Raw genomic sequence first — 26,133 nt, 5'->3', positions numbered from 1 at the left:
GTCTTACTTCTGAAAGCCGTCCGCCAAGTACCAGGAATACGACTCACCCCAGCATCCAGTTTCCCCTCAGCGAGGCCCTTTCTCCACCGGGTCGCCCTCGACTAAAAAATGATGCAACGTCGTGCGGCGGGCTCAAACAACCAGGAGAACCATTTCTGACTCACTGAGTTTCCCGGCTCAAGGTAAGAACGCCTGATTGCTGAGTGAAGTTCAGCTGGCTGAGGACGCTCATTCCCAACAACACCATGTCGGGATCCATGGCGGGACTGATGGTGCCGGGCACGTTAGTGAACCTCATATCGCCCAGACGGAGCTCCGGTATGATAGTACTCCACACTTTCACCTTACCAGCCGCCGTCTGTGCAACGCCGGGGCGGCCCCGAGTAAGGCCCGCTTTCTGGGCTACCGATTCTGAAATCGACACGGTAGTGGCGCCAGTGTCCAAAATAAAGGTGACGCTGTGGTTATTGATGGTGCCGTCCACCAGATAATGCCCTTGGCGATTGGCTTTCAGCTCAATTTCGGTGGCACCGCCACGGACATGGCTGACCAGTTGCTGATTGGGGGTTGTTATTGCGGGCATCCACTCGGTCGAATAAATATGTCACAACACCGATCAATACAGCCCAAAAAACAGCAAAGTAAAGAATGTATCTGATTTCGGGTCTGATGGCACGGGTTTACTCATCCCATTCCTTGCTGTGAATCCGCGACAGGCTGTTTCTATTCTAACCCATCCTGAATTCCGGAACAGCCGGCCAACACGACGATGAATTCGAATCAGTATCCGTAAAGTACGGGCCACCAGAGCCGCACATAAATCACGGTTGTTCTGTCGCCCCTCCTCCTCGCGTACGAAAGGATCACGCAGAATCTGCAACGGCGCTCAGTTCAACTGCAGGCTGAGCTGGTGGGAGTCGCACTTTTCGGGCTCATTATCTAAACAAGCCACAATCAAGAGCTCCGCTGTTTTAGGAATGACATTCAGAAACTCTGTGATATCCACCACATGACTTTCAAGCCCCCGTTCTCGCCCAGCCGGTAAGCTTGAGCAGACAAGCTCATGTCTATTGTCAGGGGCATAGTCACACCGGAACGATGCAAACTGACCACAGGCCGTCTGTTCTGAGGAGGGAAAAACACACTGAACCGAAAACAGCTCTACGTCATCTTCCACCTGGAACGCGCCGTCCTCACTCAGATAAACAGACGCTGTATAGGGAAAGGTCTCATCGAACCCGGGAACCGAGAGGTCGTCATAGTAGACATCCGTATTCCAGGTCAGACTGATGATATCTCCCGGTGAGAACTGATTTTCCTGGTCTTCTGAGAACGCGGCCAGATTGAAAACACTCGGTTCCAGTGGTGAACCGGAAAACTCGAAAACAAGTTCCTTGTTTGCGTCAGTGTTGCCTGATGATGAGGATTTCTCGATAGCAGCCCCATCGCCCCCTCCCCACCACAACCGAGAGAAGAGAGGTTGTGAGTCCTATTAACGCAAACTTAAGGTGGGGCATGGCAAGGCTCCTCAGAAAAAAAATCCATGGTATCCCGGGACTGCGGGAGTAAATCGAGAATAGGTCTTTCGTTGATGTCCCTTTAACGGTTGAAAAAGGGCCCTCTTTCGAGGGCCAACCTCACTCAACACCCACCACAGGATCCGCGCACTCTCAATATGAGTAATGTCTCATGGGTTTTGAAACCCGCAACCCCAGAGGTAGGCCCATCTTTATGCAGAGTGTTGCCGCCGGGCCGCTTGGTCCTATACTGAGATAAGTGCAGCCGAATCCATCAGTCCTTTGAAGTGCGCCTGGGTTTGGGCCTACCCCCGGCCGTGAGTGGTGTTATTGACAGCATATTTTGGCCGGCTCGACCAAGTTATGGTGACATAACCCTTAGTCGTGACCGCCGCTCTTAAACAAAAGCGGACATTCAAGTTAGCCTCCGCTCAGGGCCGACGAGCAAATCACTTATGCTTCATACAGCCTAATTGATGGAGCAAATCACGGACGCCAGACGATCACATGGAAAGGAAGCTGGGTGCAGGTCAGGGGTTTCAGCTAGCTTTGGGATGCCTGAACCAGTCTAAACTGTGGGGCCGATCTAATCTCAGCGTTCGTTCTTTAATCGAAACCAAAGGGCATAAAGCGCCGGCACAAACAATAGCGTGATCAGAGTGCCGACCGCCACGCCACCGATAAGGACATAAGCCAGCGGCCCCCAGAACAGGTCAAAGGTCAGAGGTACAAACGCCAGAACGGCCGCCAGGGCGGTGAGTACCACGGGGCGGGCACGTTGGACTGCCGCTTCGACAACGGCTTCCCGGGCAGCCATTCCTGCTTTGAAGTTGTCCTGCACCTGCTGCGTCAGAATCATGGTATTTCGCATCAGGATGCCGCCCAGGCCAATCAGCCCCAGCAGCGCGGTAAAGCCAAAGGGTTGATTAAACAGCAGCAAAGCCAGCACAGCCCCAATCAGCCCCAGTGGCGCGGTGGCAAGAACAGTCAATGTGCCGATAAAGGAACGCATCTGAAGCATGATAAAGATCAGCATCAACGCCAACATCACCGGTTGTAATGTCTGGATTGAAGCATTGGCTTTGGCTGATTGTTCCACCGTACCGCCGATTTCAATACGGTAACCCTCCGACAACTGTTCGCGCAGGCCCGTCATCGCACTCCATATCTCCTTGGTGACATCCGGTGGCTGGGCACCTTCTACATCGGCCTGAACGGCCAGGAAGGGGTCACGGTTGTAACGCTTTATGACGGGGTCCTCGTAACGAACCTGCCACTTGCCCAGTTGCTGTACGGAAAGTTTGCGGCCGTCGCGGGTTTTGATCTCAAGATCTTCCGGCATGATCACTTCGCCACGTGCATTACGCGCCACCAGTTGAACGCTCCTTATGCCCTGGCGCAGTTCGGTGACGGCCACTCCGCGGAGTTGGAACTGCAGTTGCCGGGCAACCTCTGCCGGAGTCAGGCCCATCCAACCCAGATTTTCCGGATCCATATCAAGATAGAGAGTGGGCACACGCTCATCCCATTCGAGATGCGGCATGACGATGTTCGGATGCCCGGTCATGAGAGTGCGGATCTGGTGCGCGATCTCTCTGAGTTGATCGGATTCCGGACCCAGCACACGAAAACTGACCGGCCAGACCACCGGGGGACCGTACAGCAAACGCGTCACCCGCACTCGTGCCTCCGGAAATTCACCCGCCGCGATTCTGGTTTCCAGCGCCGAGATGATGCGATCGCGCCCTTTAACGTCCTGCCCAATGGCAATCAACTTGGCAAATGCCGGGTCCGGCTGCTCGGGGTTGGCCGATACGAAGAATCGGGGCGCACCGGCACCGATGTAAGCGGAAAGGCTTTTCACCTCCGGCATGTCCATCAGAATCGCTTCCAGGCGTCTGACACTTTGATCCGTGGTGGCAATAGCGCTCCCCTGCGGAGCGTAGACACTGATCAGAACTTCGGGGCGATCAGAACTGGGAAAAAATTGCTTCTGCACCTGGGTTGCCATCCCGAAAGCACTGATCGCCAGCAAACCCACTGTGATAAAAACGACGGTTTTCCGGTACTGAACACACGCTGTGATCACCCCACGCAACCGCTGATAAAACGCGCTTTGGTAAAGGTCCTGGCCCATATGCCCGGTGTAATCGGGCAAGAGCTTGACGCCCAAATAAGGCGTAAAAGTTACCGCCACCACCCAGGAAATCAACAACGAAAAAGCCAGCACCCAGAAGATGTTGCCGGTGTATTCTCCCACTCCGGACTGGGCAAATCCGATGGGGACAAATCCGGCCACCGTCACCAGCGTACCGAACAGCATGGGCGCGGCGGTTACGCTCCAGGCATGACTGGCTGCCCGTACCCGGTCCCAGCCGCTCTCCATCTTCACGATCATCATTTCAATGGCGATGATCGCATCGTCCACTAACAGACCCAGTGCGATAATCAACGCACCCAGGGTGATGCGGTCCAGGTTTATGCCCGCCATTTTCATCAACAAGAAAGTCAGGCCGAGGGTCACAGGAATCGCAATGCCCACCACCAAACCCGCGCGCAGACCGATCGCCAGTATGCTAACCCCCATCACCACGACCAACGCAACCAGAAACTTGACCTGAAAAAGATCAACCGCCTGAGTGATGGCTTCCGCCTGATCGGTCAGGGTCTGTATTGACATTCCCAGCGGCAGCCTGCCCTGTTCGGTACTGACAAACTCGCGCAGCCGCGCGCCAAATTCCAGGCCATTTTCACCCGCACGCATGACCACACCCAGGAGGATCGCATCCTCACCGTTGGAGCGGACGATGTAGCTCAAAGGATCTTCATACCCTAAACGCACCTCGGCCAGATCAGATACGGTAATAAGCTGGTCGCCGATACGGAGAGGTACTGAGGTGAGGCGCTCAAGGTCAGACAGGTCGATGTTGCTGCGGACATAAACCCGCGGGCCGGCAAGATCAACAAAGCCAAGAGGCTGAAGACGGTTGTTGGCCTCTATCGCCTGCAACACCTCTTCTGCCGACAAACCGAGGTTGTTGAGCCGGTCCTGATCAAATTCGAGATACACCCGCTCAGGACGCTCCGCCAGGAGCTGTGCTTTTTGCAAGCCGGGCAGCCGTTGCAGGCGATCCCGTATCGATTCTGCCTCGCGGGTCAGTTCACGCATTGGCATCCCGGGTGCCGTCAGCGCCAGCAGGGAGAAATACACATCCGCGAAATCATCGTTGACGATGGGGCCGATCACACCCTGGGGGAGGTTGGGTCGCTCATCGAGCATGCGCTTGCGGACTTGATAGAAGAGGTCCGACACTTTTTCACTCGGAGTAGAATCCAGGAATCGGATAACCATGGCGGCCTGCCCGGGCCGAATGGTTGTCTCAATATTATCGAAATACACCACCTCCTGGATTCGCTTTTCCAAACGATCCACGACCTGGTTCTGCAGCACCTCGGGGGTTGCCCCTGGCCAGACGACAGAAACCACCATCGCCCGGACGGTGAACGCAGGGTCTTCCGCCCGACCCAGGGACGAGAACGCGTAGAAACCGGCAACAACGGACAGCAAAGAAAAAAGAGGGTGACCGAACGCTCGCGCACTGCCAGCGCGGAAAGATTCGGTAAGCTCATTGAACCAGCTCCCGCACTGCCATGCCAGGCGTGAGCAGGTGTGTCCCCAACGCGACGATGGGCGTTCCCGCCTTGATGTCGACCTTGATCTTCGCATACTCCTCACCCAGATCGATCACCTCGACCGCCAGGGGCGTTACCGTGCCGTCGGAAACCAACCAGATCTGCGGCGTTTGCCCTCTCTCATCCAGGGCACCCAGCGGTACGCGATGGCTGGGGGCGGTTTGCTTCTGCGCTAACCGCACACTCACCACCGACCCCAGGGTTAAGACGAGGGGTAGGGCCCTCCAGGCTGTATCGGGCACGCCAGCTCCGGCTTGCGGGGTCGGCAGCCCCGGCAATCTCTCTCAAGCTCACAGCAAGCTGTTCGCCATTGGGTAAAGGGACATAACCGCGCATGGACGGGTTACTGCCCTCTGGTAAAAAAACCTCGACTTCCAGCGATTGATCTTCGGCCAGAACGGCAAGGGTTTGTCCGACACCCACAACCTGGCCAGGTTCAACGATGACCTCAGTGACCACGCCTGCATGGGCGGCTTTCAGTTCCGCATACCCCAGGGCATTCTGAGCCTGCTGATTGCGTGCAGAAGCGGTTTGCACCTGGCTGCGCGCCTCACGCTCTGCCAACTCAAGGCGTTGCAGGGTTTGTTCGCTGACAAACTGATGCGCCACAAGTTGCTGCTGGCGCTGGAGTTCATTGGTGGCAATTGCCAGGGCCGCTTTTGCACGCTTAAGATCCACGGCGGCGACCCCTGCGGCTGCCACCAGGTCCCGTGTATCGAGCTTGAACAGTAAGTCGCCTTTTTCCACGCGCTGACCGGCATCGATATAACGATGCTGAATCCGACCGGCGATCTGAAAGGCCTGAGGAACTTCGTGGCGGCCTCGCAGGGTTCCTGAAAATCTCTGCGCTGTTGGGCCGGCGTCCTTTAGTTCAACTGTTTTTACCCAGGGATAGGGGCGCGGGCATCTGGGGGCGGTTCCGAAGACTGCTGACAACCAGACAGCATGAGCAGCGAGATAAACAGGGTCAGCATACAGCGCATGGCAGGTGTCCCGATTGGCAAAATCCAGATTTGAGTATCAGCTCTCACGGTAGCCGGACAAAACAAGTTGCAGGATGGCATCGCGAACGGTTTCCCTCCGCTCCATAGGCAGAAAATGAGTCGCCTCGCCGAGGACATTTACGTCAGCCTCAGGCAGCAGGATCTGCAGGCGTTTTCGCGCGGCCGGCGAGAAGGTTGACCCGCGTTCCGCCGCCAGCACGATAACCGGGCACCGCAACTGACGAATACCGGGCCAGGGGTTGTGTTCGGTATGGGCAAAAGTGGTGCTCTCCCACTCCGGCGCACACGCCAACTGAACTTGATCTTCCTGCGGTTCGAAGGCGTGCTGGATATAGGCTTCCAGCCATGCTTCGGGCCAGGTCTTGAAGCCACCGCGGCCCCGATAGTTGTCCAACGCAGCAGCGTGCGAGTCGAATACCGGGCGCCGACGTGCGGCTCCGGCGGCCAGTGACAACCGATGTGACTGGCGTAGCAGCTTGGCCAGCCACAACCTCAGGCCCTGCCCCGGATCCATGATTACGGGTTCCGCCAGAATCAGGCCCAGCACTTTGTCTGGCCGTCGGGCAGCGGCCATGATGCTGGTGGTGGCCCCAATGGAGTGGCCGGCAAGCCAGACCGGCTCATCCAGGCTATCCAGCAGAGCGGTCATGTCGCGATAGTAGGTTTCCCAGCCCCGGAATGTCGAAAAGTTCGCCGCACCGGCGCTGGCCCCGTGCCCCCGCATGTCCCAGGCCAGGACATTGACGTCCGTGGCAAGCTCATCAAGGAGGGGGCGGTACAGGCGGCCATGGAAACCCGTTGCATGCGCCCAGTGCAACGTGGGGCGCGCTTTGGATTGCGGCCAGCGCCACAGGGCGATCTCCGCGCCATCCGGCGCCTGGAATTGGTCGCGTTCAGGGTTGTTGTGCTTATTGTCCATGAAGATCTGCTTCTTTGGCCGCCATTGTCGGGAGCAACAACTGAACCTGACCGCTGGCGATCGGCTTGCGCTTATCGCCCTGCCAGCAGGTCACCCGGACCAGGCTGCTCCGCCTGCCTTGCCGGACAATTTCGGCGCTGGCGAACGTCGATCGGGCCTGCGCGGAGCGGAGGTAGTTAATGTGGCTGTCGAGAATGCGTGGGCAACGTTTGTCTGTATCCTGGCGTTGCGCAGCGACCCGCGCGGTAAGCTCCATCAGGGCGCCAAGCACGCCGCCATGGAGAGCAGGTAGCATAAAGTTGCCAATCAGCGCTTCACGACACGGCATATGAACCACTAGACCTACATCGTCGCGTTGAACCTCAAGACCAAGGTGCCGTGCGTAGGGAGTGCGCTCCAGCAGGGCCTGCCAGTCGGAACATTCTTTCCCGCTTTCTTGCCCGCTTTCGGAAGGGCCTGAGATGGGTTGTGCCGAATCGCCAGTCGTACTCATGCGCCCTCCTTTTTTCGTCCACCGGCCTGAAATTGCTGGCCCTGGGTGTTGCGCATGAAGGTGGCGCTTGCCGTCGCTAACAGCTCACTGTCACTCTCGCTGAGGATGTCGCAATGGATGAACGCGACCTCGTCCGTTAAATGACGACAGGTGGCCACCGCTACCAGGGCACGGTCGCCGCTGGCAGGCCGCAGATAATCCATGCGCAGATCCAGCGTGGCAATGGGCATCAGCTCCAGGGCCCCCGCAAATACCGCCAGGCCTCCGGCGGAGTCTGCCAGTGAGTAGAGCACGCTGGTGCAGATTTCTTTTGTATCCTCTTCGGCGAACATCCATGGCTGTGGGGTCAGGCGCATACAGACCTGGCCCTTATCGACAGAGACAACCTGCATACCCAGATCCCTGCCGTGGGGAACCTGTTCGGTGAACTGCCACGCCGTCGTCACAGCGTCACTGTGCTGAGCTCTGTTCGACTCCGTCATCAGATCTGCCCACCCCGGTTTGCATTTCGCGCAGGGGTGGAAGTGGGGGGAAACAGCTGATTTTGATAGGTCATTGCCATGTCAGTTTCTTCCGAATAACATTGTTGCTGGATTTTGGTTGGTTAACCAACCAAATGTCAAGAATCTGTTGTGGCAAATGGCACGCCACCCGTGCGATGGCGCACCACCAATGCAATGAGTCAGGTGGTTGCCGCTCTGATGAACAAATAGCTGGCTTGCTGAGGAGATGTTTAAGCCATGGTTAACAGACAGATGACTCCTGCAAGCAAACTGGGCGACCAGGGCGACGTTTTGTCTAACGCAGCCCGGCTTTTTCGTGAGAAAGGCTTTGAAAGGACGTCGCTCAAGGAGATTGCCGAGGCCTGCAATATGCTGCCCGGAAGTCTGTATTATCGTTACAACAGCAAGGAAGCGCTGCTTGTCGAGCTGATGCGCCGGGGGGTGGACCTGGTTACCGCAGAGGTCGAGTCGGCTTACGCCAGTTCGGATGACCCGGTTGAACGGTTGCGTCTTTGTATCAACGCGCATCTGCGAGCCCTGTTGGTCGATTCGGACGCGGTTTACGTGCTGCTGTTTGAATGGCGAGCGCTGGGCCCGGAGGCCCGCGAGGAAATCATCGAACTGCGTGACCAGTACGAGTCCTTGTGGGCCGATATCCTCGAAACGATGATTGCACAGGGCGTGATCCGGAAGAATGTTGACGGCCGTTTGCTCCGCCTGATCGGCCTTGGGGCGCTCAACTGGGTTGCAACCTGGTTCGACCCGAACGGGGCTCATTCACTCGACGCCATTGGCGACTTGATCTGGCAGATCGCGATGGACGGTGTGATCAATAAAGGGGGGCAGGCATAGGTTCTGGCTTCACAAACGCAAGCAAGTAGCCTCTGTTTATGATCGCTAATCATGCGGATGCACGGTTTGTCATCTGACATTTTGCCTGAACTGCTCAGGCGACTGGTCAAACCAGCGCTTGAAGGCGCGTCTGAAATTGGCAATGTCGTGATAGTTCATCAACGCGGAAATGGCCTCGATTGACAGTTGGCTTTCACGCAAATAGGTCGCTGCCTGCTGGGACAGAATCTCGTCGCGAACTTTCCGAAAACCGCTGCGTTCCTGCTTGAGTTTGCGTGCCAGAGTGCGTTTGCTCATGAACAACGAGGCCGCTGCTTCGTCTTCACTGAGCGTTCCGGGCGGTCGGGACAACATCATCATCTTCAGCTGGGTCTGATAGCTCGGTTGATCCGACTGAAGTTGCACAAGCATCGATTCACACTGTTGCAAGGCCAGACGATAGTTTTCGTGATTGGCGGACGCATTCGGTTCCCGACACAATGACATCGGCAACGTAAGTTTTACCTGATCGCAATCATAGTGAATCTGCCCGGATAAAAAATCGGCATACATTGCCTTATACTTTGGTTCAGGATGAGCGAAGTATATTTCAGCCTCATGCAAAGGGCGACCAATTATAAATTCGCCAAATTCAAAAAGGGCCTTAATCATCGCATCCGACAGGCACTGCTGTATGTCATCGTCCAGCGACTCCTGATAGTCCAGAATACACTCCAGGCGCTCGTTGACTTGCTGCAAATGCAGGTGGATGAAGCTAGCACGCGTGGGCAGAAAAGTATGAATCGCCTGCAGCGCAGTGAGAAAGTCGGGGCTGCTGTAAGCAACGAACCCCATTGCTCCATGGGTTGCCGGTGTCAGTCGCTTGCCGAGCCGCAACCCGAATTCCGGCAGGCCGGACAAGTCCAGTGCGTTGCGCAGAATCCGCATCTGCTGAGCTGCGGTAAGCAGGCTTTCCTCACTCAATAATTGCGCCACACCAAGCCCGGTGCCGAGCAGCAGACGTGGCAGTTGTTTGGCTGTTAAATCAAGCTCACGCGCAATTAGCCGTGAGTAATTCGATGGAATACCTGGACCGGTTTTTTGCAAATCACCCGCCTTCTGCGTCGTCATCATTGATCATCTCCGTCCTGAACGACCACTATTTTGTCTTTAAATGACTCTATGTTGTCAAGAAATGACCTGACAGAAGTATCGCCAGACAGCCAATATCTATCGGTGAATACTACGGGCAGGAGAACAACAATGGGTAAGATTACTTTTATAGAACATGATCAAACTAAACATGTCGCTGAGTTCAAAACTGGTTCCTCGGTAATGCAAATCGCCGTTGACAATCTGATCCCCGGTATTGACGGGGACTGCGGGGGGGAATGTGCCTGTGGCACCTGCCACGTCATCGTCTCGGACGATTGGTTCAGAAAGACAGGTACGCCTGGTGGTGAGGAAGAGCAAATGCTGTCAATGACCCCGGAGCGGGAGAGCACTTCGCGCCTGGGCTGCCAGGTGGTCATTACTGATGAAATGGACGGCATGACCGTGCATTTACCCGAGTTCCAGATGTGAACATAGGAGGACGCATGCCAACACTGTCTAAAACATTTGACGACATTCAATCCCGAGTGATCAATGCTACCTCCAGGGTGGTACCGATGCACAGGCAGATCCAGGGGCTGAAACTGTTAATGAGCGCCAAGAAGAAGGCCTTCGGCCCACGCCGGCCGGTGCCCGAATTTGTTGAATCAGTCATCCCGGACGTTAACACGCTGGCCCTTGAGGACATCGATGTCAGCAATCCATTTTTGTATCGGCAGGATCAGTGGCGCGCCTATTTCAAACGGTTGCGCGATGAGGCTCCGGCGCATTACCAGAAGAACAGCCCCTTCGGCCCCTTTTGGTCGGTGACTCGCTTTGAGGACATCATGTTCGTAGACAAGAGTCACGACCTGTTTTCCGCCGAGCCGCAAATCATATTAGGCGACCCTCCAGAGGGGCTGTCGGTGGAAATGTTCATAGCCATGGATCCGCCAAAACACGATGTGCAGCGCAGCTCGGTTCAAGGCGTGGTGGCACCGAAGAACCTGAAGGAAATGGAGGAGCTGATCCGATCGCGTACCGGCGATGTGCTTGACAGCCTGCCTCTGGGCCAGCCCTTCAACTGGGTGCCCACTGTATCGAAGGAACTCACCGGTCGCATGCTCGCAACCCTTCTGGATTTTCCTTACGAGGAACGTCACAAGCTGGTTGAGTGGTCGGATCGGATGGCCGGGGCAGCATCGGCAACCGGCGGCGAGTATGCCGAAGAAGAGATCATGTTTGACGACGCGGCTGACATGGCCTGGTCCTTCTCCAGGCTCTGGAGGGATAAGGAAGCGCGCCGCGCGGCGGGCGAAGAGCCCGGTTTCGATTTGATCAGCCTGCTACAGAGCAACGACGACACCAAAGATCTGATCAATCGCCCGATGGAGTTTATCGGCAATCTGACGCTGCTTATCGTTGGCGGCAATGATACCACTCGCAACTCAATGAGTGGTGGCCTGGTGGCCATGAACGAATTCCCAAAGGAGTTCGAAAAACTGAAGGCAAAACCGGAACTGATTCCGAACATGGTGTCGGAAATCATCCGCTGGCAAACGCCGCTGGCCTATATGCGCCGAGTCGCCAAGCAAGATGTTGAGCTGGGCGGCCAGACCATCAAAAAGGGCGATCGCGTTGTGATGTGGTACGCCTCGGGCAACCGTGACGAGCGCAAGTTCGAGGACCCCGATCACTTCATTATCGATCGCAAGGACGCACGAAACCATATGTCATTTGGCTACGGTGTTCACCGTTGCATGGGCAACCGCCTGGCCGAATTGCAACTGCGTATCCTATGGGAAGAGATTCTCAAACGCTTTGACAAGATCGAAGTCGTCGGCGAGCCGGAGCGCGTGCAGTCCAACTTCGTGCGGGGCTATTCGGAGCTGATGGTCCAGCTGACACCAAAAAGTTAATGAACAGGCTAACCAGGATGACGACCGAACAATTTGACTATGTCGTGGTTGGCGCGGGCTCGGCCGGATGTGCTGTCGCCAGCCGCCTGTCGGAGAGCGGTCGCCATTCTGTGCTGCTGCTTGAAGCCGGTCCGGAGAGCCGCCGCAACCCTTTCGTGAACATGCCGCTGGGTTTCCTGCAGCTAATGTTCAGCCGCCGCTACAACTGGCAGTTCAATACCGAACCGCAGCGTCACATGCACGACCGGGCGCTTTTTCAGCCGCGGGGCAAGATGCTTGGCGGTTCCAGCGGCATGAACGCGCAGGTCTATATTCGCGGGCATGCCCGGGACTACGACGAGTGGGCACGGCTGGGGTGCAAAGGGTGGTCATACGCCGAGGTGTTGCCCTACTTCCGCCGATCGGAACATTTCGAGCCCAAACTTACGCCGAATGAGGCAGAATTTCATGGTCAGGGTGGTCCGCTGAACGTTGCCGAGCGCCGCTATACCAATCCGCTGAGCACGGCGTTTGTCGAGGCGGCGACCCAGGCAAAGTACCGGCTCAATACAGATTTCAACGGCAGTGAGCAGGAGGGCGTGGGCTTCTACTACGCCTACCAGAAAGACGGCACACGCTGTAGCAACGCGCGGGCCTATCTCGAACCCGCCACGGCGCGTTCCAACCTGACGGTTTGCAGCGGCGCGTATGTCACCCGGGTGCTACTCGAAGACACCCGCGCCACCGGTGTCGAATACCGCGATACAAAGGGGCTGACGCAGGTCCGTGCCGGGCGCGAAGTTGTGCTCTGCGGCGGCGCGTTCAACTCGCCGCAACTGCTGATGCTGTCCGGGATCGGTCCGCGGGAGGAACTGTCCCGGCATGGCATAGAACTGCGCCATGCGTTGGGGGGCGTCGGGCAGAATCTTCAGGATCATATCGACGTGTTCGTGCGCGTCAGCGCCCGCAGCCGCCAAAGCATCTCGATGCATCCGAGTTACTGGCTCAAGGGGCTGTGGGGCGCTCTGACGTATCTGAGCGGCCGGCGGGGCGTGCTGTCGAGCAACGGCGCCGAGGCCGGCGGGTTCATCCGCTCCCGGCCCGAGGAGCCGGTACCCGACCTGCAGCTGCACTTCGCGCCAATGCTGTACGACGATCACGGGCGAGACCTGAAGACCGCGATGAGCGGTTATGGCTACGCGGTGATGATCTACGGGCTCAGGCCGTCGTCGCGCGGGCGCGTCGGTCTGCACAGTGCCGACCCGTTTGCCGCGCCGCTGATCGACCCCAACTACATGGCCGAGTCCGCCGATGTCGAGCGACTGGTGCGCGGTGTCCACCTGGTGCGCAAGATCCTGGCGCAGGCGGCGTTTGCCCCGCACCACGAGGTTGAGGTCTTGCCCGGGCCGGCGCTGCAGAATGACGACGATCTCGCCGCATGGGTACGGCGCAGCGGTGAATCAGCGTACCACCCGGTTGGCACCTGCAAGATGGGTGTTGATCCGATGGCGGTGGTCGATCCGCGCCTGCGCGTGCATGGCCTGCAATGCCTGCGGGTGGTCGATGCCTCCATCATGCCGACGCTGGTCGGCGGAAACACCAATCAGCCGGCAACCATGATCGGCGAGAAAGGTGCCGCGATGATACTTGAGGATGCCGGGGAGATGGTCGGCTGAGCTCCGCGCGCGCGGGCGTCACAGGGCTCAGTTGGCATCTGGACTTCTGATCAATCTGATTCCAAAGAACAGTAGAAAGAGACAGGCTATGGCAAACCAACAGAAAGAGACGACAGTCATCGTTGGCGGCGGGCACGCAGCAGGTGCGCTCCTGACAACCTTGCTGCAAAAGAAATATCAACATGAAGTGGTCCTGGTGGGCGAAGAGCCACATCCACCCTATCAGCGGCCGCCCCTGTCCAAGAACTACCTGGCAGGCGAGGTGGATCAGGAGTCGCTGTACCTCAAGCCGCGCTCGGTGTACGAGAACGCCGGCCATCAGTTGCGGCTCGGTGTACGTGCCGAACAAATTGATCGGGACAACAAGACCATCAGTTTGTCGGACCAGAGCACATTGAAATACGATCGACTGGTCCTGGCCACGGGGTCACACGTTCGACGCCTGAACGCACCCGGGGCTGACTTGAAGGGCATTCATTACCTACATGACATAGCTGACTCGGATGCCCTGCGTGAACAACTGGTTCCGGGGAAACGCTTGGTCATCGTGGGTGGTGGTTACATTGGCCTTGAAGTGGCATCCAGCGCTACCAAAAAAGGCGTTGATGTCACGGTACTGGAAGCGGCCGAGCGTCTTATGCAGCGTGTAACAGGCCCGGAAATGTCGGAGTTTTTTTACACCAAACACAGTAACGCTGGCGTGGATCTACGCCTGAACACGGCGGTAACCGGTTTCGAAGCTAGCGATCAGGGGCATGTGGCTGGCGTGACATTGGCGAGCGGCGGCACTGTACCGGCCGACATAGTGCTCGTTTCAGTGGGTGTGGCGCCAGAAACCGCCCTGGCTGAGGCCGCCGGCCTGCCCTGTGATGACGGCATTATTGTTGACGAGTTTACCCGCACAGAAGATCCAGCCATCCTGGCGATCGGCGACTGTACCCGCCACCGGAATCTTTTCTTCGAGAAGATGCAGCGCCTTGAATCTGTCGCCAACGCGGTTGATCAGGCCCGGACAGTGGCGGCAACCCTGATGGGCGAGAAGAAACCCTATAATAGCGCTCCATGGTTCTGGTCGAACCAGTATGACGTGCGTCTGCAGATGGTGGGGTTGTCGCAATATCATGATCAGCGTGTGCTGCGCGGAAGCCCGGAAGACAAGGGATTTGCGGTGTTTTATCTCCGCGACGGCTGTGTCATTGCTGTTGATGCGGTTAACCTGCCCATCGCTTTTATGGTCGGCAAGACCCTCGTTCAACAACGCAGGCAGGTCAATCCTGAAATGTTGAAGGATCCGGATATTGAACTGAAGTCCTTGGTGAGCGGTCAGTCCATAAATTGAAATTGACGACCGAGTAGAGCTGTGCCCTTAGTTTGCCCAAAATTGCGAAAGCAATGCACAACTCATACGGCCTATGGATATCATATCCTACGACCGACAGCTTTCAGTGAGCGCAAAGAATGCGTGAGCCACAACCGGCGGAATTTCCCGTAGCCAGACACATTACTGTTGCTCTGGTAAACCGAGAGCACCATAGCGGTGAAATAATTCTCTATATATCCCACTAATAACCTCACCTTGCAATTACCGACGAAAATATGAACTTGATTTTATCCACAAAGATAAAGCGAAGTCTCTATCGGCCATTATGGGTAGAGGTTCCGATCACTCAATCCTTCATAAGCAACATCGCCCATTCGGTGTCGACCTCTTGTTTTGGTTCATCTGAGCATATGCTTTTTCATGCGGATGGGTGGTGGCAGCCAAGACAGGGCTTTTCAGACTGCAAGCTTCAAGCGGTGTGTAAATCAAACACAGTAAGATTCCGGCTTATTGATGGTGGACATCAAGAACCGATAGTTACGAGCGGTATTAATGTTAAGACACTTGCTCGATTAAATGAAACTTGCGGGACTACTGAAAAGGTTTTCTATAGTAAGGACGTGCCGGTCCTGATGGCTATATACTACTCGACTAAACGATACGAGACCTTTAAATGATGTATAAGGCTGGGGCTATATACCTAAGGAAGATCTGAATAACCGCTGGTTTTTGCCCCTTTTCCGCAATCTTGGCGGAAAAGGGGCGCATTGGTCTTACGCTGCAGGTTTTTTATCAATCAGCAGGTTGCTGAAAGCGACCAGCAAATGCAGACGGTTGGTATACTTGGCATTTAAAAGCGATATGCGACTCCGATGCTCACGATAGTGGGGTCCACTTCCACTTCTGCCTGAACAGGGGCCGGGCCCAGGTTACCGGTGATATCCGCCTTGAAGGGTGCATATCTAACGTCAAAATTTGCCGACCAGTTATTGTGTATCTTCCAGCGAAAACCAGCCTGAACCGCAGGGGCCCATGTATCTTCGACGTCGAAGTCGGTTAGTGCGCGATCCTTTTCATCTAAAAAGAGAATCCGTCCTACACCCGCTCCAAAGTACGGAGAGAAGTTGCTACCCGTCAAGACATGATACTGAAGCGAAAGAATTACCGGACCATAATCTGTTTGACCAAGAAAAAGACCGGAGAGAGACTCTTCGCCCTGGAGGTCCGCACTAGCGGGAATGCCGCCAAAAATGTTGAATGCCAGCTGATTACTCAGAAAATACGACACGTCGAATGATATGGTCGTATCGTTGTTAATAGACAGGTTGGAATTTGGAACGGGGGCACCCCCCGCAGAGGCTGATCGCAAATCTTCATCGGTTAGAACTCTAGTGGCATTCAGCCCAACCACCCAGTCGCCTCTACTGTAAACCGGCTCAGATTGAGCGTTGGCCAGGCTCGCAGCAAGTGAAAGTAAAAGGAACGCCACTAACGAGACTTTACTAATTATTTTAGGTTTCATTTTTTTATTATCCTTTTTGGTATTAAAACAAATTGGCTTTAGGTAAAACTGCAATTTTTCGTAACACAAATGTCACTCATTGATGCTAGCTTGCCGGTTTACTGACTAATACTTCCCCATACTCAGAACGCAGCTTGTTTTTTAATACTTTCCCAGTGGCATTGCGTGGCAATCCTTCCACAAAGATCGCGCGATCCGGGATCTGCCACTTGGCGACTTTCCCCTGATAATGAGCAAGAAGTTCCTCCTCAGTAATATTTGCGTCGGGTATTTTTACTGCCAACAGGATCGGTCGTTCGTCCCATTTATCATGGGAGGCCGCCACTACGGCAGCTTCATTGATGGCAGAATGGCCCATTGCGATTCCCTCCAATTCGACTGTAGATATCCATTCACCACCAGATTTAATAATATCTTTTGAGCGGTCACGTATTGTCATAAATCCATCATCATTGATCGAAGCAACATCACCTGTCTCGAACCAACCGTCTTCCTCAAGAGTCTGATTTGGTTCAACACCGAAGTAATCGGCTACCACCCAATGACCACGGATGCGGAGATTTCCCTGAGCAATGCCATCTTCGGGCAGTTGATGACCGTCTTCTCCTACAATTTTGAGCTGCACCCCGTAGGGAGGCCGTCCCTGGCTTTCACGGATTTTGTTTCTTCCTTCCTCCGAAAGAGTATTGTGTTTCGACAGCAGTGCGTTGACGGTCCCGATCGGTGATGTTTCTGTCATTCCCCATGCATGGACAACTTCTACGCCATACTTACCACGAAACTCCGACATCATTGAGGGCGGACAAGCGCTACCCCCTATCACCGTCCGTTTAAGCGACTGTGCCGAGGAGCCAAGCTCGTCCAAAGCCGAGAGAAGTCCCTGCCAAATCGTAGGCACACCCAGCGCAATCGTTACGCTTTCTGAATCGATCAGCTTGACCAAACTTTGCCCATCCAGGCCAGGACCAGGCAACACCAGTTTGGCTCCAACCATCGCCGTAATGTAGGGTACCCCCCACGCATTTACGTGAAACATAGGAACAACCGGCATCACCACGTCCCGTGCCGATAAATTCAGTGCGTCGGGTTGAGCAGCTACCAGCGCGTGCAGAACGGTGGAGCGGTGTGAATAGAGCACCCCTTTGGGATTTCCGGTGGTGCCCGATGTATAGCAGAGGCTTGAGGCCTGGTTTTCGGCGATTTCAGGCCAATTCGCGTTAGGCGTTCCTCGCTGGAGAAACTCTTCATAAAACAACAAGCCTGGAAATTGCGCTGCAATTTCTTCGTCCGGTTCGGACATCAATACAAATTTCTCAACCGTCTCCAGTCGGTCTCGGATATTTGAAACAATGGTAAGGAACGTTTTGTCAAAGAATATGACTTTGTCTTGAGCATTGTTGATAACGTAAACGAGTTGTTCTGGAAACAGTCGCGGGTTAATGGTGTGACACACCATCCCGCCACCAGAGATGCCAAGGTAACATTCCAGGTGCCCCACGTTATTCCAACAAATGGTCGCGCACCGATCCCCCTGGACATAGCCTGCCGTTCGAAGCGCTGACGCAAGTTGTCGCGACCGCTCCGAAACAGTTGCCCAGTCAGATCGACTGGGATTTCCATCCGTTCCTATCGACACAATCTCAGCGTCTCCATGGTAGCGAGCAGCATGGTCGATCAAGGAATTCACGGTGAGCTCCATGTTCATCATTTGGCCAAGCACGTTTATCTCCTGTCGTTTTTGTAGTTGGTTGACGCGAGTATCTGGCGTCATTAAGGTCCAATGTAGAAGGCATAATCCGGGTTTGAACCTAAACATTTCCCAAGAGGATGTCGGCTGCATTTTCGGCAATCATCATGGTGGGTGCGTTGGTGTTACCGGCAACCAAACTGGGCATTATCGAGGCATCGACAACTCTTAGCCCTTCAATCCCTCTGACTTTTAATTCCGGATCAACGACTGAATCCGGATCCGCGCCCATACGACAAGTGCCAACGGGGTGGTAAATAGTCTCTGCATTTTCCCGGATAAAGTCCGCAATCTGACTGTCCGAAGACACCGAGTTTCCGGGCTTAATTTCTCGTTTACTATGTAAAGCCATTGTTGGTGCCCCGAGTATCCGTCGTCCAAATTTAACGGCCGAGATCATTGTTTTGATGTCTTCGGGGTTACTGAGATAATTGGGTTGAATCAACGGGTCGGCCAATGGGTCAGGGCTTTTGAGACCAATAAAACCGCGGCTTCTGGGCATTAGATCGCAAATATGCAAGGTGTACCCATACCCGGCCATCACTTTTCGTCCATGATCCTTCAGGTAAGTTGGCAAAAAGTGGAATTGCACATTTGGCCGTTCGCACGAGCGCTCGGATTTAACAAAGCCTCCGGACTCGGCAACATTACTGGTAAGAAATCCACGTCGCGCAAAGATATATGAGAATAATGCGCTCACGCCCCGAAACAGGAAACTGGGAGCAACGCCAATGGGCAAACGTGAGTTTGCCGCGTGCATGATCGTAATATCCAAATGATCAACCAGATTCTGGCCGACCTCAGGAAGATGATGCACAAGGGGGATCCCGTGTTTTCCAAGCTCTTCGCTATCACCGATTCCCGAAAGCATAAGTAGTTGTGGTGAATTAACCGCACCACCAGACAATATGACTTCACCGCCGTTATTGAGTCTAAGCTGGCGATATTCGCCCCCCTGGTTCAGTGTCACGCCGACTGCCCGCTTACCGTCCATTACCACCCGGGTTACCCGCGCGTCCGTTAGCACATCAAGATTAGGCCGGTTCTCCGCGACACGCAGAAATGCCTGCGCTGAACTCCAACGGCGACCATTTTTTTGTGTCACCTGGTAGAGTCCCAATCCCTCTTGCGTCTCTCCATTAAAGTCCGTGTTTATCGGGAGCTCTACATGAGGTGCCGCTCGAACAAAATCTCGACTCAACGGATTGACTGATTTGAGTTCACTTACGGTGAGCTCACCGCCCTCCCCATGGTAAGAATCTGCGCCAAAACGTTTATTATCTTCCAGTCGACGAAACAATTTTAAAGCGCGATCCCATCCCCAGAGGTCGGTCCCGGCAACTTGACCCCAGTGGTCATAATCGGCTTTGTGACCTCTGATATAGACCATGGCGTTGATAGAAGAGGACCCGCCAAGTGTTTTCCCACGAGGCCAAAACAGGCGGCGCTCCTTCAGATGTTCTTGAGGTTCGGTTTCAAGAGCCCAATTCAGCTTTTTACTATTGGAAAGGAGTGCTATACCTATAGGCATATGTATGAGTGGATTTTTATCCTTTGGGCCCGCTTCTAGCAACGCTACTCGCTTTGAAGAGTCCGCCGTAAGCCGATTGGCCAATACACAGCCCGCCGATCCCGCACCGACAATAATGTAATCGTACATAATAACTCTCTTATTATTTGATTATACTCAGCCCAGAATACGAACAGCAGCCTCTATAAGACGCCGGACCCAGGCTGTATAGGGTGGAAAAAGAAGATGCATAAGAGAATGTTTATCCTCCATCAACGCCTTTTCATGCGAAAAAGCGCGGAAACCGTATTCACCGTGTGCCGCCCCTATCCCGGAATTATTAACTCCACCAAACGGCAGGCCCGGATGTAGAAAATGCACAACTGTAAGGTTGACTCCTACAGCGCCGGAGCTCGTTCGCTCGATAATATCCGTGGCAAAAGCCTCGTTTTTGTCGAATATGTAAAGCGCAAGCGGTTTAGGGTTATCGTTGATTTTCTTGATAACCAGATCAATATCGTCGAATTCAATAACGGGTAAGATCGGGCCGAATAACTCCTCACGTGAAATATCCATGTCGCTCGATACATTTGAAATCAACGTCGGAGCAATAAAATTCTCTTCAGCATCTGTAACACCGCCTTCAAAGACTCTTGCACCTTTGTTTTTGGCATCATCTATCAGGTTTGAAACTCGCTGGAAATGACGTCGATTTACAATCCGGCAATAGTCGGCGGTCGATTTCTGGGCTTCTGGTGTTTTTCCATAGACTCGCCCAATTTCCGTTTTAAGTGCTTCATTGAATTGATCTGCGATATTAACGTGCACAAAAACATGATCTGGGGCGATACAGGTCTGTCCATTATTGGCAAACTTACCCCAGACAATGTTTCTCGCAGCCCTCTTTATGTTGGCATCTGGGCCAACAATGGTCGGGGACTTACCCCCCAATTCCAGTGTCACTGAGGAAAGGTTCTTGGCGGCAGCCTCCATGACCACCTTGCCTACCGCAGGACTGCCCGTGAAGAATATGTGGTCGAAGGGTAAGGCCAACAGTTTCTGCGCTACCGCGGCATCACCCTCAATCACGGAAACCAGATCGGGAGGGAAGGTTTCGGCGACAATGTTGGCAATCACCTTTGAGGTATGTGGTGTCATTTCCGAGGGTTTAATGATGGCTCCGTTCCCTGCAGCCAACGCTGAGACGAGAGGTCCGAGCGCAAGATTGAGCGGATAATTCCACGGTGCAATAATCAGGCACACTCCCTTTGGTTCTGGCCGAACATAAGATTTCGTGCCCAGAACACCAACGGATGCAGCCACTCGCTTCGGACGCATCCATTTACGCAAGTGTTTTTTAGTGTGTCGAATTTCCTGAAGCACCGGCAGGAGTTCAGTTAATTTGACTTCTGGAGCGGGTTTTCGAAAGTCCGCCGCGCAAGCCGCAATGATGTTTGATTCGTAGCGTTTAATTGAATCCCGCAGCTGGTCGAGCTGCGCTATTCGAGCCTCCAAGGTAAAACTTCCGCGACGCGCAAGTTGTGCCCGCTGTAGGGCCGCGAACGTTGAATCAATCGTATCGCTGGTTGACACATTGGGCAGCCCAACCTTCGCCAGACTAGCAATCTGCATTATAAAATCACCTCTTGCCGAACGAGACTGTTGTTATTTTCCATCGGATTACTAGTCTTCATAGAGGACATAGTCCTCTTTTGTGGCACCACAGTCCGGACAGCACCAATCGTCTGGAATATCTTCAAAACGAGTGCCGGCAGGGAAGCCTTCGGCTTCATCTCCGAGAGCTTCATCGTAGATATGGCCGCAAGTGATGCAGACCCACTTCCGATAGGTATCTTTTTGAGTCGAGTCTTTCGGCGATTTTGAAGAGTTAGGCTTGGGTTTCGCTTTGGGCTTTGTTTTATTTTTAGCTGAAGGAGTAGATGCGCCCGTTGCTTTCTGCGATGCTCCCTCGGTCTTAGCTTGGCTGGCAGGGCGGACCGCTGTATTGGTTGCGGACACCGAAAGTTCCGGGTTCGCTTCTTGAAGCGCAACGAAGTCAACCTTATCCCTGACGGCACAGTCTGGACAGGACCAGTCTTCAGGAATTTTTTCCCATGTCGTTCCTGCAGGAAAGCCTTCGTGCGGATCACCAACCACTTCGTCGTATACATAACCACAATCAGGGCATTGATACTTAGCCATTTAGAGCACCTTTCAAACGATATTATTGTCTTTGTTTTGGTAGCGCCCGACGCGCACCCTCTTTCAGGTGCACGTCAGAGGCTCTTTTTCTGCAACGTAAATAAAGTAAACGAGGTATATAAGTTCCGATTAGCCGATCATTTAGCCGCGGCGGTATCGACTGATTCAGAATCAGTCCCACCAAATTTACGCTCATAGAATTCACGCTTGCCGGGTTGAATCTGAATCTTATCGAGATCTCCTTTAGCCCAATCCAGCACCCGGTGGTCCATTATCGAACGAAACCATGAGGGAAACATTGCGGCCAGGAACATCCCGGGATATCCCGATGGTAAGGAAGGCAGGTCTTTGAAGTCGCGAAGCGATTGATAGGACCTTGTAGGATGGGCGTGATGGTCGGAATGTCGTTGCAAATGAAACAGAATCAGGTTCGACATAATATGGTTTGAGTTCCATGAGTGGTGCGGTTGTTGACGCTCATAACGTCCATCCGACATCTTCTCGCGCAGCAATCCGTAATGCTCAATGTAGTTGGCGCTGGTCAGCTGCCACCAGCCAAAGGCCATTTGAATGGGCAAAAAGATCAGCATTAAGGGACCAAAAAACGCCAGCAATCCCGCATAAAGCACAGCGGTCAAAATCATAGGCTGAAGAACTTCGTTCTCCAGGCTCCAGACACTTTTTCCACAACGACTGAGGCGCTGTTCCTCTAAATCCCATGCCCGCTTGAAAGCACCGGGAATTTCACGCAGTGAGAATGAGTAAATGGACTCACCCATGCGGGATGTCGCCGGGTCCATCGGCGTAGCCACATCACGGTGATGCCCCTTATTGTGCTCAATGAAGAAATGACCATATCCGACCACGGCGAGGACAAGCTTCGCCATCCAACGGTCAAACGTTTCTTTTTTATGGCCAAGTTCGTGGCCTGTGTTCAGAGCCAGACCATTCACGATTCCCAGGGAAAGGGCCAATGCCAGAAACTCGAAAACATTCATTGGTTGCGTGGATACCCACCAGGCACTGACAATCAAGGCCGCATAATGAATAGGAACAGTTAAGTAGGTCAGTACCCGGTAGTAACGATCCTGTTCAAGCCGAGGCACGGCCGACTCGGGGGGGTTGGAAAAATCCTCTCCAAACATGGCATCAATCAAGGGAACTGCGCCATACCAAAGGATCAACACCAATCCGTACCAAATGCTCCATCCAGTTTGGGATACCAAATAAAGGCCAATAAGAGGCGTCGCTGGCCACAGCACAGAAAGGACCCACAGGTGGCGTTTTCTGTCCACATAACCTTCGGCATCAGGGTCTCTCTGAAGAGACTCTGTTGTTAAGACATTTTCTGACATTGACATTAGGATCACCTTATTGTTTTTCAGCTTGATCATTTTTCTACATTGTGCGAACACCGAGTCCCTCAGGTGAACGGACAAGTTGTAGGCATGAACAGGTTTGGCCAGAACCGGAGATCAAACAACTACTCTAAGGGGTAGTTTTCGCACTAGACATCTATCAATATGCTTTCACCCCATAGCGCCCTCGCGTTTCGGGGAGACGAAGCAGGAGATCGGATTGTCATGACCCGCCATAGCTTGGAAGACTGGTGTCGGAGGATGTCTGAAAGGATGTGGGCTCGTCAGTGTTTCATTACTCAAGGGTGTTTAGACCGCTATTGCCTGAGCGCTTCTGCTACGCCTGAATCAAAGGTAGTTCTGTATCGGGCCCCGCCAGGCTATGGAAAATCTGTACAAGTGGCCTTGGCAGCAAACACTCGCGAACTGGAACTTGAGAGCGCCGTTTATATCAATACCCGGTCGTGCCCTGACTCATGTGACGTTAATGGCAGTTTGTTTGCAGCGTTAGTTTTATATCAACTCGAAGGAGTTGAATCCTGGCGCACGATAAAAAGTGACATCGACACCATCGAAGTTCTTCGAAACGCACTGTGTAATGCAAAAAAGACGATAAGAATTTGCCTTGATGGGGTTGGCGAGGCTAAACATACCGCGGATTTGATTGAGGATTTAATCTGTGAAACACCGAGCAATGTGAAATTTTTCATTGCACCGAGTCGCGTCGGGGCGTTGCCACGTTTGTCTATGATGGCGGGTGTTGTAACGTATGGTGCTGATGAACTTGTATTTACAGAAGAGGAGGTTAGTGAATTATCGGGTATGGGTGGCCCCGAAGCCAGCAACATCATAAAAGCGACCGGTGGATGGCCAGCACTTGTCAGGCTTATGTGCCGAACCCCAAACCCAAATCTCCCCGCAGCGACTTGGCCGGAAACTCGCTCGTATTTCAGGGACAACCTCTTAACTGCGTTACCCAATAGTACGAGGACCTTTCTTTGCAATGCAGCGATGCTCGAAGTAATCAGCGCTGAATGCTATGGCTATGTCTATAAGACAGAAGAGGCCGACCGGGAAATTACGTTTCTTAACGAACATTATGCTCTTTTAGCTCCCACCGGGACTTCTGCTGATCGTATGGATATGCACCCTGTGCTGCGAGAGTATTTGCGTAGTTTATTTAACACCACCCAACGAGAACGTCGCTCGTATGTACTGAAACGGGTCGCGTTCTGGCATTGGCGTAGGGGAGAGTACCTCCATTCAATCAATGCAGCTCTGGAAGCCAGTGACCATCGATGGGCTCGCGTCGTAAGTGACAGCATTATCCTGGACGTGGCACTCAGACAGGGTGAAATCGAAGTACTTCGTACCTGGTTTGGAAAAGTACCGGCTCGTACGATAAAAAAAATCGCTGCCTTGAGCATAGGTTACGCGTGGATTTTGTATTTCAGCCAACAAGCTCGTCAAGCAGAGGAAATACTGGTTAGTTCGCTTCATCCGAGCTCCAGGGGGGTGGGCGATCTTGATGAGGAAGGATGGCGGGAATTGGTTAATGCGATAGGCAAAGCTACACAGGATAAATTACTGGAGAGTCAGGTTCTCTGTCAAAAATGGATAGACGCCTTTGGCGACCGTAACATGGTTGGCAAAGGCGCAGCACTTACTTGCCAGGCATTCATTGCCTCCAGTGGACGCCATTTTGAAGAGTTGGAGCGATTGTCCCATCGAGCGGCTGTGGCCATCCAGTCATCCAATCAACATTACGCTTTTATTTGGCTTAAAACTGCAGAAATTCAGGGTGAACTGTTCAAGGGGGACATCGCCCGAGCAAGGAGTGTGTTGCTTCAAGCGAATAAAACAGCAGAAAAGATTCAGGTGCCAAAAACTTTTTTAAATAAAATGTTTGGCACCCTTGAGTTACAAATCCTGCACGAACAGAACCATCACCTGGTTACCCAGGAATCTGCACAGGCTTCGTTCGATTTCGCTTTGAACTATGGCGTTACAGATATTCTGTGGGGGTGTACACAGGCCTACAGCCGTTTTCTGTACCACCAAGGGTTCCGAGATAGAGCCATGGCCTTGTTGGAACAATCCCGCTTAGCCTCCTGCGAGCGAGAGCTCTCTCGTCTAAATATCCTGACTAAAGTTCAGTTAGCTGAGTTTACTCTCCTGAACAACGAGGAATTGGGTCCACCTATACTCCCCGATGAATGTGAGCTGACGTTCCTGCCAAATCAAAACCAGGCCATTCAAGCACGTATGGCCCTGGTAACCTCAATGTATAGACTACGGCTTGGGAAACAGTTTGGTGTCGCCGAAAAATATGCCAAACAAGCACTACAAAGCGCCAGCGCAATTTCAGACGCTAGAACCAGGATCGCCGCCCACTATTGTCAGGCCCTGGCAGCGTTTGCCCTCGGTTCATCAAAATCGGCGAAGCGCATGATTCTTGATGCAAACCTACTTTCGGAACATTTGAACTGTCACTTCACACGGCTCTGGATCAAAGAAGCGCTACTTTCTCTTAGCCCCCTTGCTCAGGATCTTTTTAACGATCTGCCAGACGACTCTGAAGCTAAAGCTACGAAGGATCCCGATGTCAGAATAGAAGACTCCAGCGTGCCACCTGTGCCCGGCAATGCCCACTCAACCATCACGATAAAGCAGATTTCTCTGTTGAAATGCGTAAGCAACGGAATGACCAACAGAGAAATCGCTGAACGGCTTCTTGTGACGGAGGATACCGTCAAATGGCATATGAAGAAGATTTTCAGCGAACTTAAAGTAACCAACCGGGTTCAGGCAGTCACTGAAGCTCGACTGCGCGGACTTTTATAGTGC

Annotated in this window: 19 protein-coding genes and 1 pseudogene; 6 read left to right on the top strand and 14 right to left on the bottom strand. The window is 53.6% G+C overall.

Features of this window, described 5'->3' with window-relative positions; translation table 11 throughout:
• Window positions 1-160: 160 nt before the first annotated feature.
• The 7 genes and pseudogenes from EHN06_RS20885 to EHN06_RS20860 all read right to left on the bottom strand — a co-directional run bounded on the left by EHN06_RS20885 (window position 161) and on the right by EHN06_RS20860 (window position 8,108).
• Window positions 161-583 carry a retropepsin-like aspartic protease family protein gene (locus tag EHN06_RS20885; protein WP_127334581.1) on the bottom strand — a complete coding sequence of 141 codons (423 nt, stop codon included), beginning with the start codon at window positions 581-583 and terminating at the stop codon, window positions 161-163.
• A 1,526-nt stretch (window positions 584-2,109) separates the two neighbouring features.
• A pseudogene (locus tag EHN06_RS20880) lies at window positions 2,110-5,147 on the bottom strand (efflux RND transporter permease subunit).
• Window positions 5,144-5,392 carry a hypothetical protein gene (locus tag EHN06_RS21585; RefSeq protein ID WP_228257512.1) on the bottom strand — a complete coding sequence of 83 codons (249 nt, stop codon included), beginning with the start codon at window positions 5,390-5,392 and terminating at the stop codon, window positions 5,144-5,146. Before EHN06_RS21585 ends, EHN06_RS20880 begins: the two are co-directional and overlap by 4 nt.
• Entirely contained in the window at window positions 5,331-6,146 is an 816-nt protein-coding gene (locus EHN06_RS20875; protein WP_228257511.1) for an efflux RND transporter periplasmic adaptor subunit, read from the bottom strand. The genes EHN06_RS21585 and EHN06_RS20875 overlap by 62 nt, the downstream gene beginning before the upstream one ends.
• An 84-nt stretch (window positions 6,147-6,230) precedes the next feature.
• Entirely contained in the window at window positions 6,231-7,133 is a 903-nt protein-coding gene (locus tag EHN06_RS20870; protein WP_091642674.1) for an alpha/beta fold hydrolase, read from the bottom strand.
• Window positions 7,123-7,626 (bottom strand): PaaI family thioesterase, encoded by a 504-nt coding sequence (locus EHN06_RS20865; RefSeq protein WP_091642677.1) that lies wholly within the window; start codon window positions 7,624-7,626, stop codon window positions 7,123-7,125. The genes EHN06_RS20870 and EHN06_RS20865 overlap by 11 nt, the downstream gene beginning before the upstream one ends.
• Window positions 7,623-8,108 carry a PaaI family thioesterase gene (locus EHN06_RS20860; RefSeq protein ID WP_091642679.1) on the bottom strand — a complete coding sequence of 162 codons (486 nt, stop codon included), beginning with the start codon at window positions 8,106-8,108 and terminating at the stop codon, window positions 7,623-7,625. The genes EHN06_RS20865 and EHN06_RS20860 overlap by 4 nt, the downstream gene beginning before the upstream one ends.
• A gap of 258 nt (window positions 8,109-8,366) precedes the next feature.
• Between EHN06_RS20860 and EHN06_RS20855 the strand changes: the two genes are divergently transcribed.
• Window positions 8,367-8,981, top strand: a complete 615-nt coding sequence (locus tag EHN06_RS20855) for a TetR/AcrR family transcriptional regulator (protein ID WP_091642682.1) — start codon at window positions 8,367-8,369, stop codon at window positions 8,979-8,981.
• Window positions 8,982-9,050: 69 nt separating this feature from the next.
• Here the strand turns inward: EHN06_RS20855 and EHN06_RS20850 are convergent, their stop codons facing one another.
• A complete protein-coding gene (locus tag EHN06_RS20850) occupies window positions 9,051-10,094 on the bottom strand; it encodes an AraC family transcriptional regulator (protein WP_091642684.1) in 1,044 nt (347 codons plus the stop codon).
• 129 nt (window positions 10,095-10,223) lie between these two features.
• Here EHN06_RS20850 and EHN06_RS20845 point away from each other — a divergent pair, with 129 nt between their 5' ends.
• From EHN06_RS20845 to EHN06_RS20830, 4 genes are all read left to right on the top strand, one after another.
• Window positions 10,224-10,544 carry a 2Fe-2S iron-sulfur cluster-binding protein gene (locus EHN06_RS20845; RefSeq protein ID WP_091642688.1) on the top strand — a complete coding sequence of 107 codons (321 nt, stop codon included), beginning with the start codon at window positions 10,224-10,226 and terminating at the stop codon, window positions 10,542-10,544.
• Window positions 10,545-10,558: 14 nt separating this feature from the next.
• Window positions 10,559-11,971, top strand: a complete 1,413-nt coding sequence (locus EHN06_RS20840; protein WP_091642690.1) for a cytochrome P450 — start codon at window positions 10,559-10,561, stop codon at window positions 11,969-11,971.
• 17 nt (window positions 11,972-11,988) lie between these two features.
• On the top strand, window positions 11,989-13,626 hold the full coding sequence (locus EHN06_RS20835; RefSeq protein ID WP_227663913.1) for a GMC family oxidoreductase: 1,638 nt from the start codon (window positions 11,989-11,991) through the stop codon (window positions 13,624-13,626).
• Window positions 13,627-13,714: 88 nt separating this feature from the next.
• On the top strand, window positions 13,715-14,965 hold the full coding sequence (locus EHN06_RS20830; protein WP_091642696.1) for an NAD(P)/FAD-dependent oxidoreductase: 1,251 nt from the start codon (window positions 13,715-13,717) through the stop codon (window positions 14,963-14,965).
• 832 nt (window positions 14,966-15,797) lie between these two features.
• On the opposite strand, the gene EHN06_RS20825 is transcribed toward EHN06_RS20830, so the two are convergent.
• The 6 genes from EHN06_RS20825 to EHN06_RS20800 form a co-directional block, all read right to left on the bottom strand.
• Window positions 15,798-16,469: an OmpW/AlkL family protein gene (locus EHN06_RS20825; RefSeq protein ID WP_091642699.1), complete on the bottom strand. Its 672-nt coding sequence runs from the start codon at window positions 16,467-16,469 to the stop codon at window positions 15,798-15,800.
• Window positions 16,470-16,554: 85 nt separating this feature from the next.
• Entirely contained in the window at window positions 16,555-18,177 is a 1,623-nt protein-coding gene (locus EHN06_RS20820; RefSeq protein ID WP_172972330.1) for a long-chain fatty acid--CoA ligase, read from the bottom strand.
• 100 nt (window positions 18,178-18,277) lie between these two features.
• Complete coding sequence (locus tag EHN06_RS20815) at window positions 18,278-19,876, bottom strand: GMC family oxidoreductase (RefSeq protein WP_091642703.1); 1,599 nt, start codon at window positions 19,874-19,876, stop codon at window positions 18,278-18,280.
• 27 nt (window positions 19,877-19,903) lie between these two features.
• Window positions 19,904-21,358 carry an aldehyde dehydrogenase family protein gene (locus EHN06_RS20810; RefSeq protein ID WP_011783983.1) on the bottom strand — a complete coding sequence of 485 codons (1,455 nt, stop codon included), beginning with the start codon at window positions 21,356-21,358 and terminating at the stop codon, window positions 19,904-19,906.
• Between the two features lie 51 nt (window positions 21,359-21,409).
• The gene (locus EHN06_RS21735; protein ID WP_011783984.1) at window positions 21,410-21,928 is read right to left on the bottom strand and encodes a rubredoxin; all 519 of its coding nucleotides are present in this window, start codon (window positions 21,926-21,928) and stop codon (window positions 21,410-21,412) included.
• 137 nt (window positions 21,929-22,065) lie between these two features.
• Window positions 22,066-23,283, bottom strand: coding sequence for an alkane 1-monooxygenase (locus EHN06_RS20800; RefSeq protein WP_053115583.1), 1,218 nt, complete (start codon window positions 23,281-23,283; stop codon window positions 22,066-22,068).
• 228 nt (window positions 23,284-23,511) lie between these two features.
• On the opposite strand from EHN06_RS20800, the gene EHN06_RS20795 reads away from it, so the two are divergent.
• Window positions 23,512-26,130 carry a helix-turn-helix transcriptional regulator gene (locus tag EHN06_RS20795; protein ID WP_104270339.1) on the top strand — a complete coding sequence of 873 codons (2,619 nt, stop codon included), beginning with the start codon at window positions 23,512-23,514 and terminating at the stop codon, window positions 26,128-26,130.
• Window positions 26,131-26,133: the final 3 nt, after the last annotated feature.

It is taken from the genome of Marinobacter sp. NP-4(2019) (genome assembly GCF_003994855.1).
Classification (GTDB): domain Bacteria; phylum Pseudomonadota; class Gammaproteobacteria; order Pseudomonadales; family Oleiphilaceae; genus Marinobacter.
This window is presented reverse-complemented; position numbering and strand designations above follow the sequence as displayed.

Coding starts and splice junctions, on each gene's coding strand:
- EHN06_RS20870 (WP_091642674.1), bottom strand. CDS start 7,133: ATGGACAATAAGCACAACAACCCTGAACGCGACCAATTCCAGGCGCCG.
- EHN06_RS20885 (WP_127334581.1), bottom strand. CDS start 583: ATGCCCGCAATAACAACCCCCAATCAGCAACTGGTCAGCCATGTCCGT.
- EHN06_RS20845 (WP_091642688.1), top strand. CDS start 10,224: ATGGGTAAGATTACTTTTATAGAACATGATCAAACTAAACATGTCGCT.
- EHN06_RS20815 (WP_091642703.1), bottom strand. CDS start 19,876: ATGTACGATTACATTATTGTCGGTGCGGGATCGGCGGGCTGTGTATTG.
- EHN06_RS20840 (WP_091642690.1), top strand. CDS start 10,559: ATGCCAACACTGTCTAAAACATTTGACGACATTCAATCCCGAGTGATC.
- EHN06_RS20850 (WP_091642684.1), bottom strand. CDS start 10,094: ATGATGACGACGCAGAAGGCGGGTGATTTGCAAAAAACCGGTCCAGGT.
- EHN06_RS20855 (WP_091642682.1), top strand. CDS start 8,367: ATGGTTAACAGACAGATGACTCCTGCAAGCAAACTGGGCGACCAGGGC.
- EHN06_RS20800 (WP_053115583.1), bottom strand. CDS start 23,283: ATGTCAGAAAATGTCTTAACAACAGAGTCTCTTCAGAGAGACCCTGAT.
- EHN06_RS20810 (WP_011783983.1), bottom strand. CDS start 21,358: ATGCAGATTGCTAGTCTGGCGAAGGTTGGGCTGCCCAATGTGTCAACC.
- EHN06_RS20835 (WP_227663913.1), top strand. CDS start 11,989: ATGACGACCGAACAATTTGACTATGTCGTGGTTGGCGCGGGCTCGGCC.
- EHN06_RS20795 (WP_104270339.1), top strand. CDS start 23,512: ATGACCCGCCATAGCTTGGAAGACTGGTGTCGGAGGATGTCTGAAAGG.
- EHN06_RS20860 (WP_091642679.1), bottom strand. CDS start 8,108: ATGACGGAGTCGAACAGAGCTCAGCACAGTGACGCTGTGACGACGGCG.
- EHN06_RS20865 (WP_091642677.1), bottom strand. CDS start 7,626: ATGAGTACGACTGGCGATTCGGCACAACCCATCTCAGGCCCTTCCGAA.
- EHN06_RS20830 (WP_091642696.1), top strand. CDS start 13,715: ATGGCAAACCAACAGAAAGAGACGACAGTCATCGTTGGCGGCGGGCAC.
- EHN06_RS21735 (WP_011783984.1), bottom strand. CDS start 21,928: ATGGCTAAGTATCAATGCCCTGATTGTGGTTATGTATACGACGAAGTG.
- EHN06_RS20825 (WP_091642699.1), bottom strand. CDS start 16,469: ATGAAACCTAAAATAATTAGTAAAGTCTCGTTAGTGGCGTTCCTTTTA.
- EHN06_RS20820 (WP_172972330.1), bottom strand. CDS start 18,177: ATGATGAACATGGAGCTCACCGTGAATTCCTTGATCGACCATGCTGCT.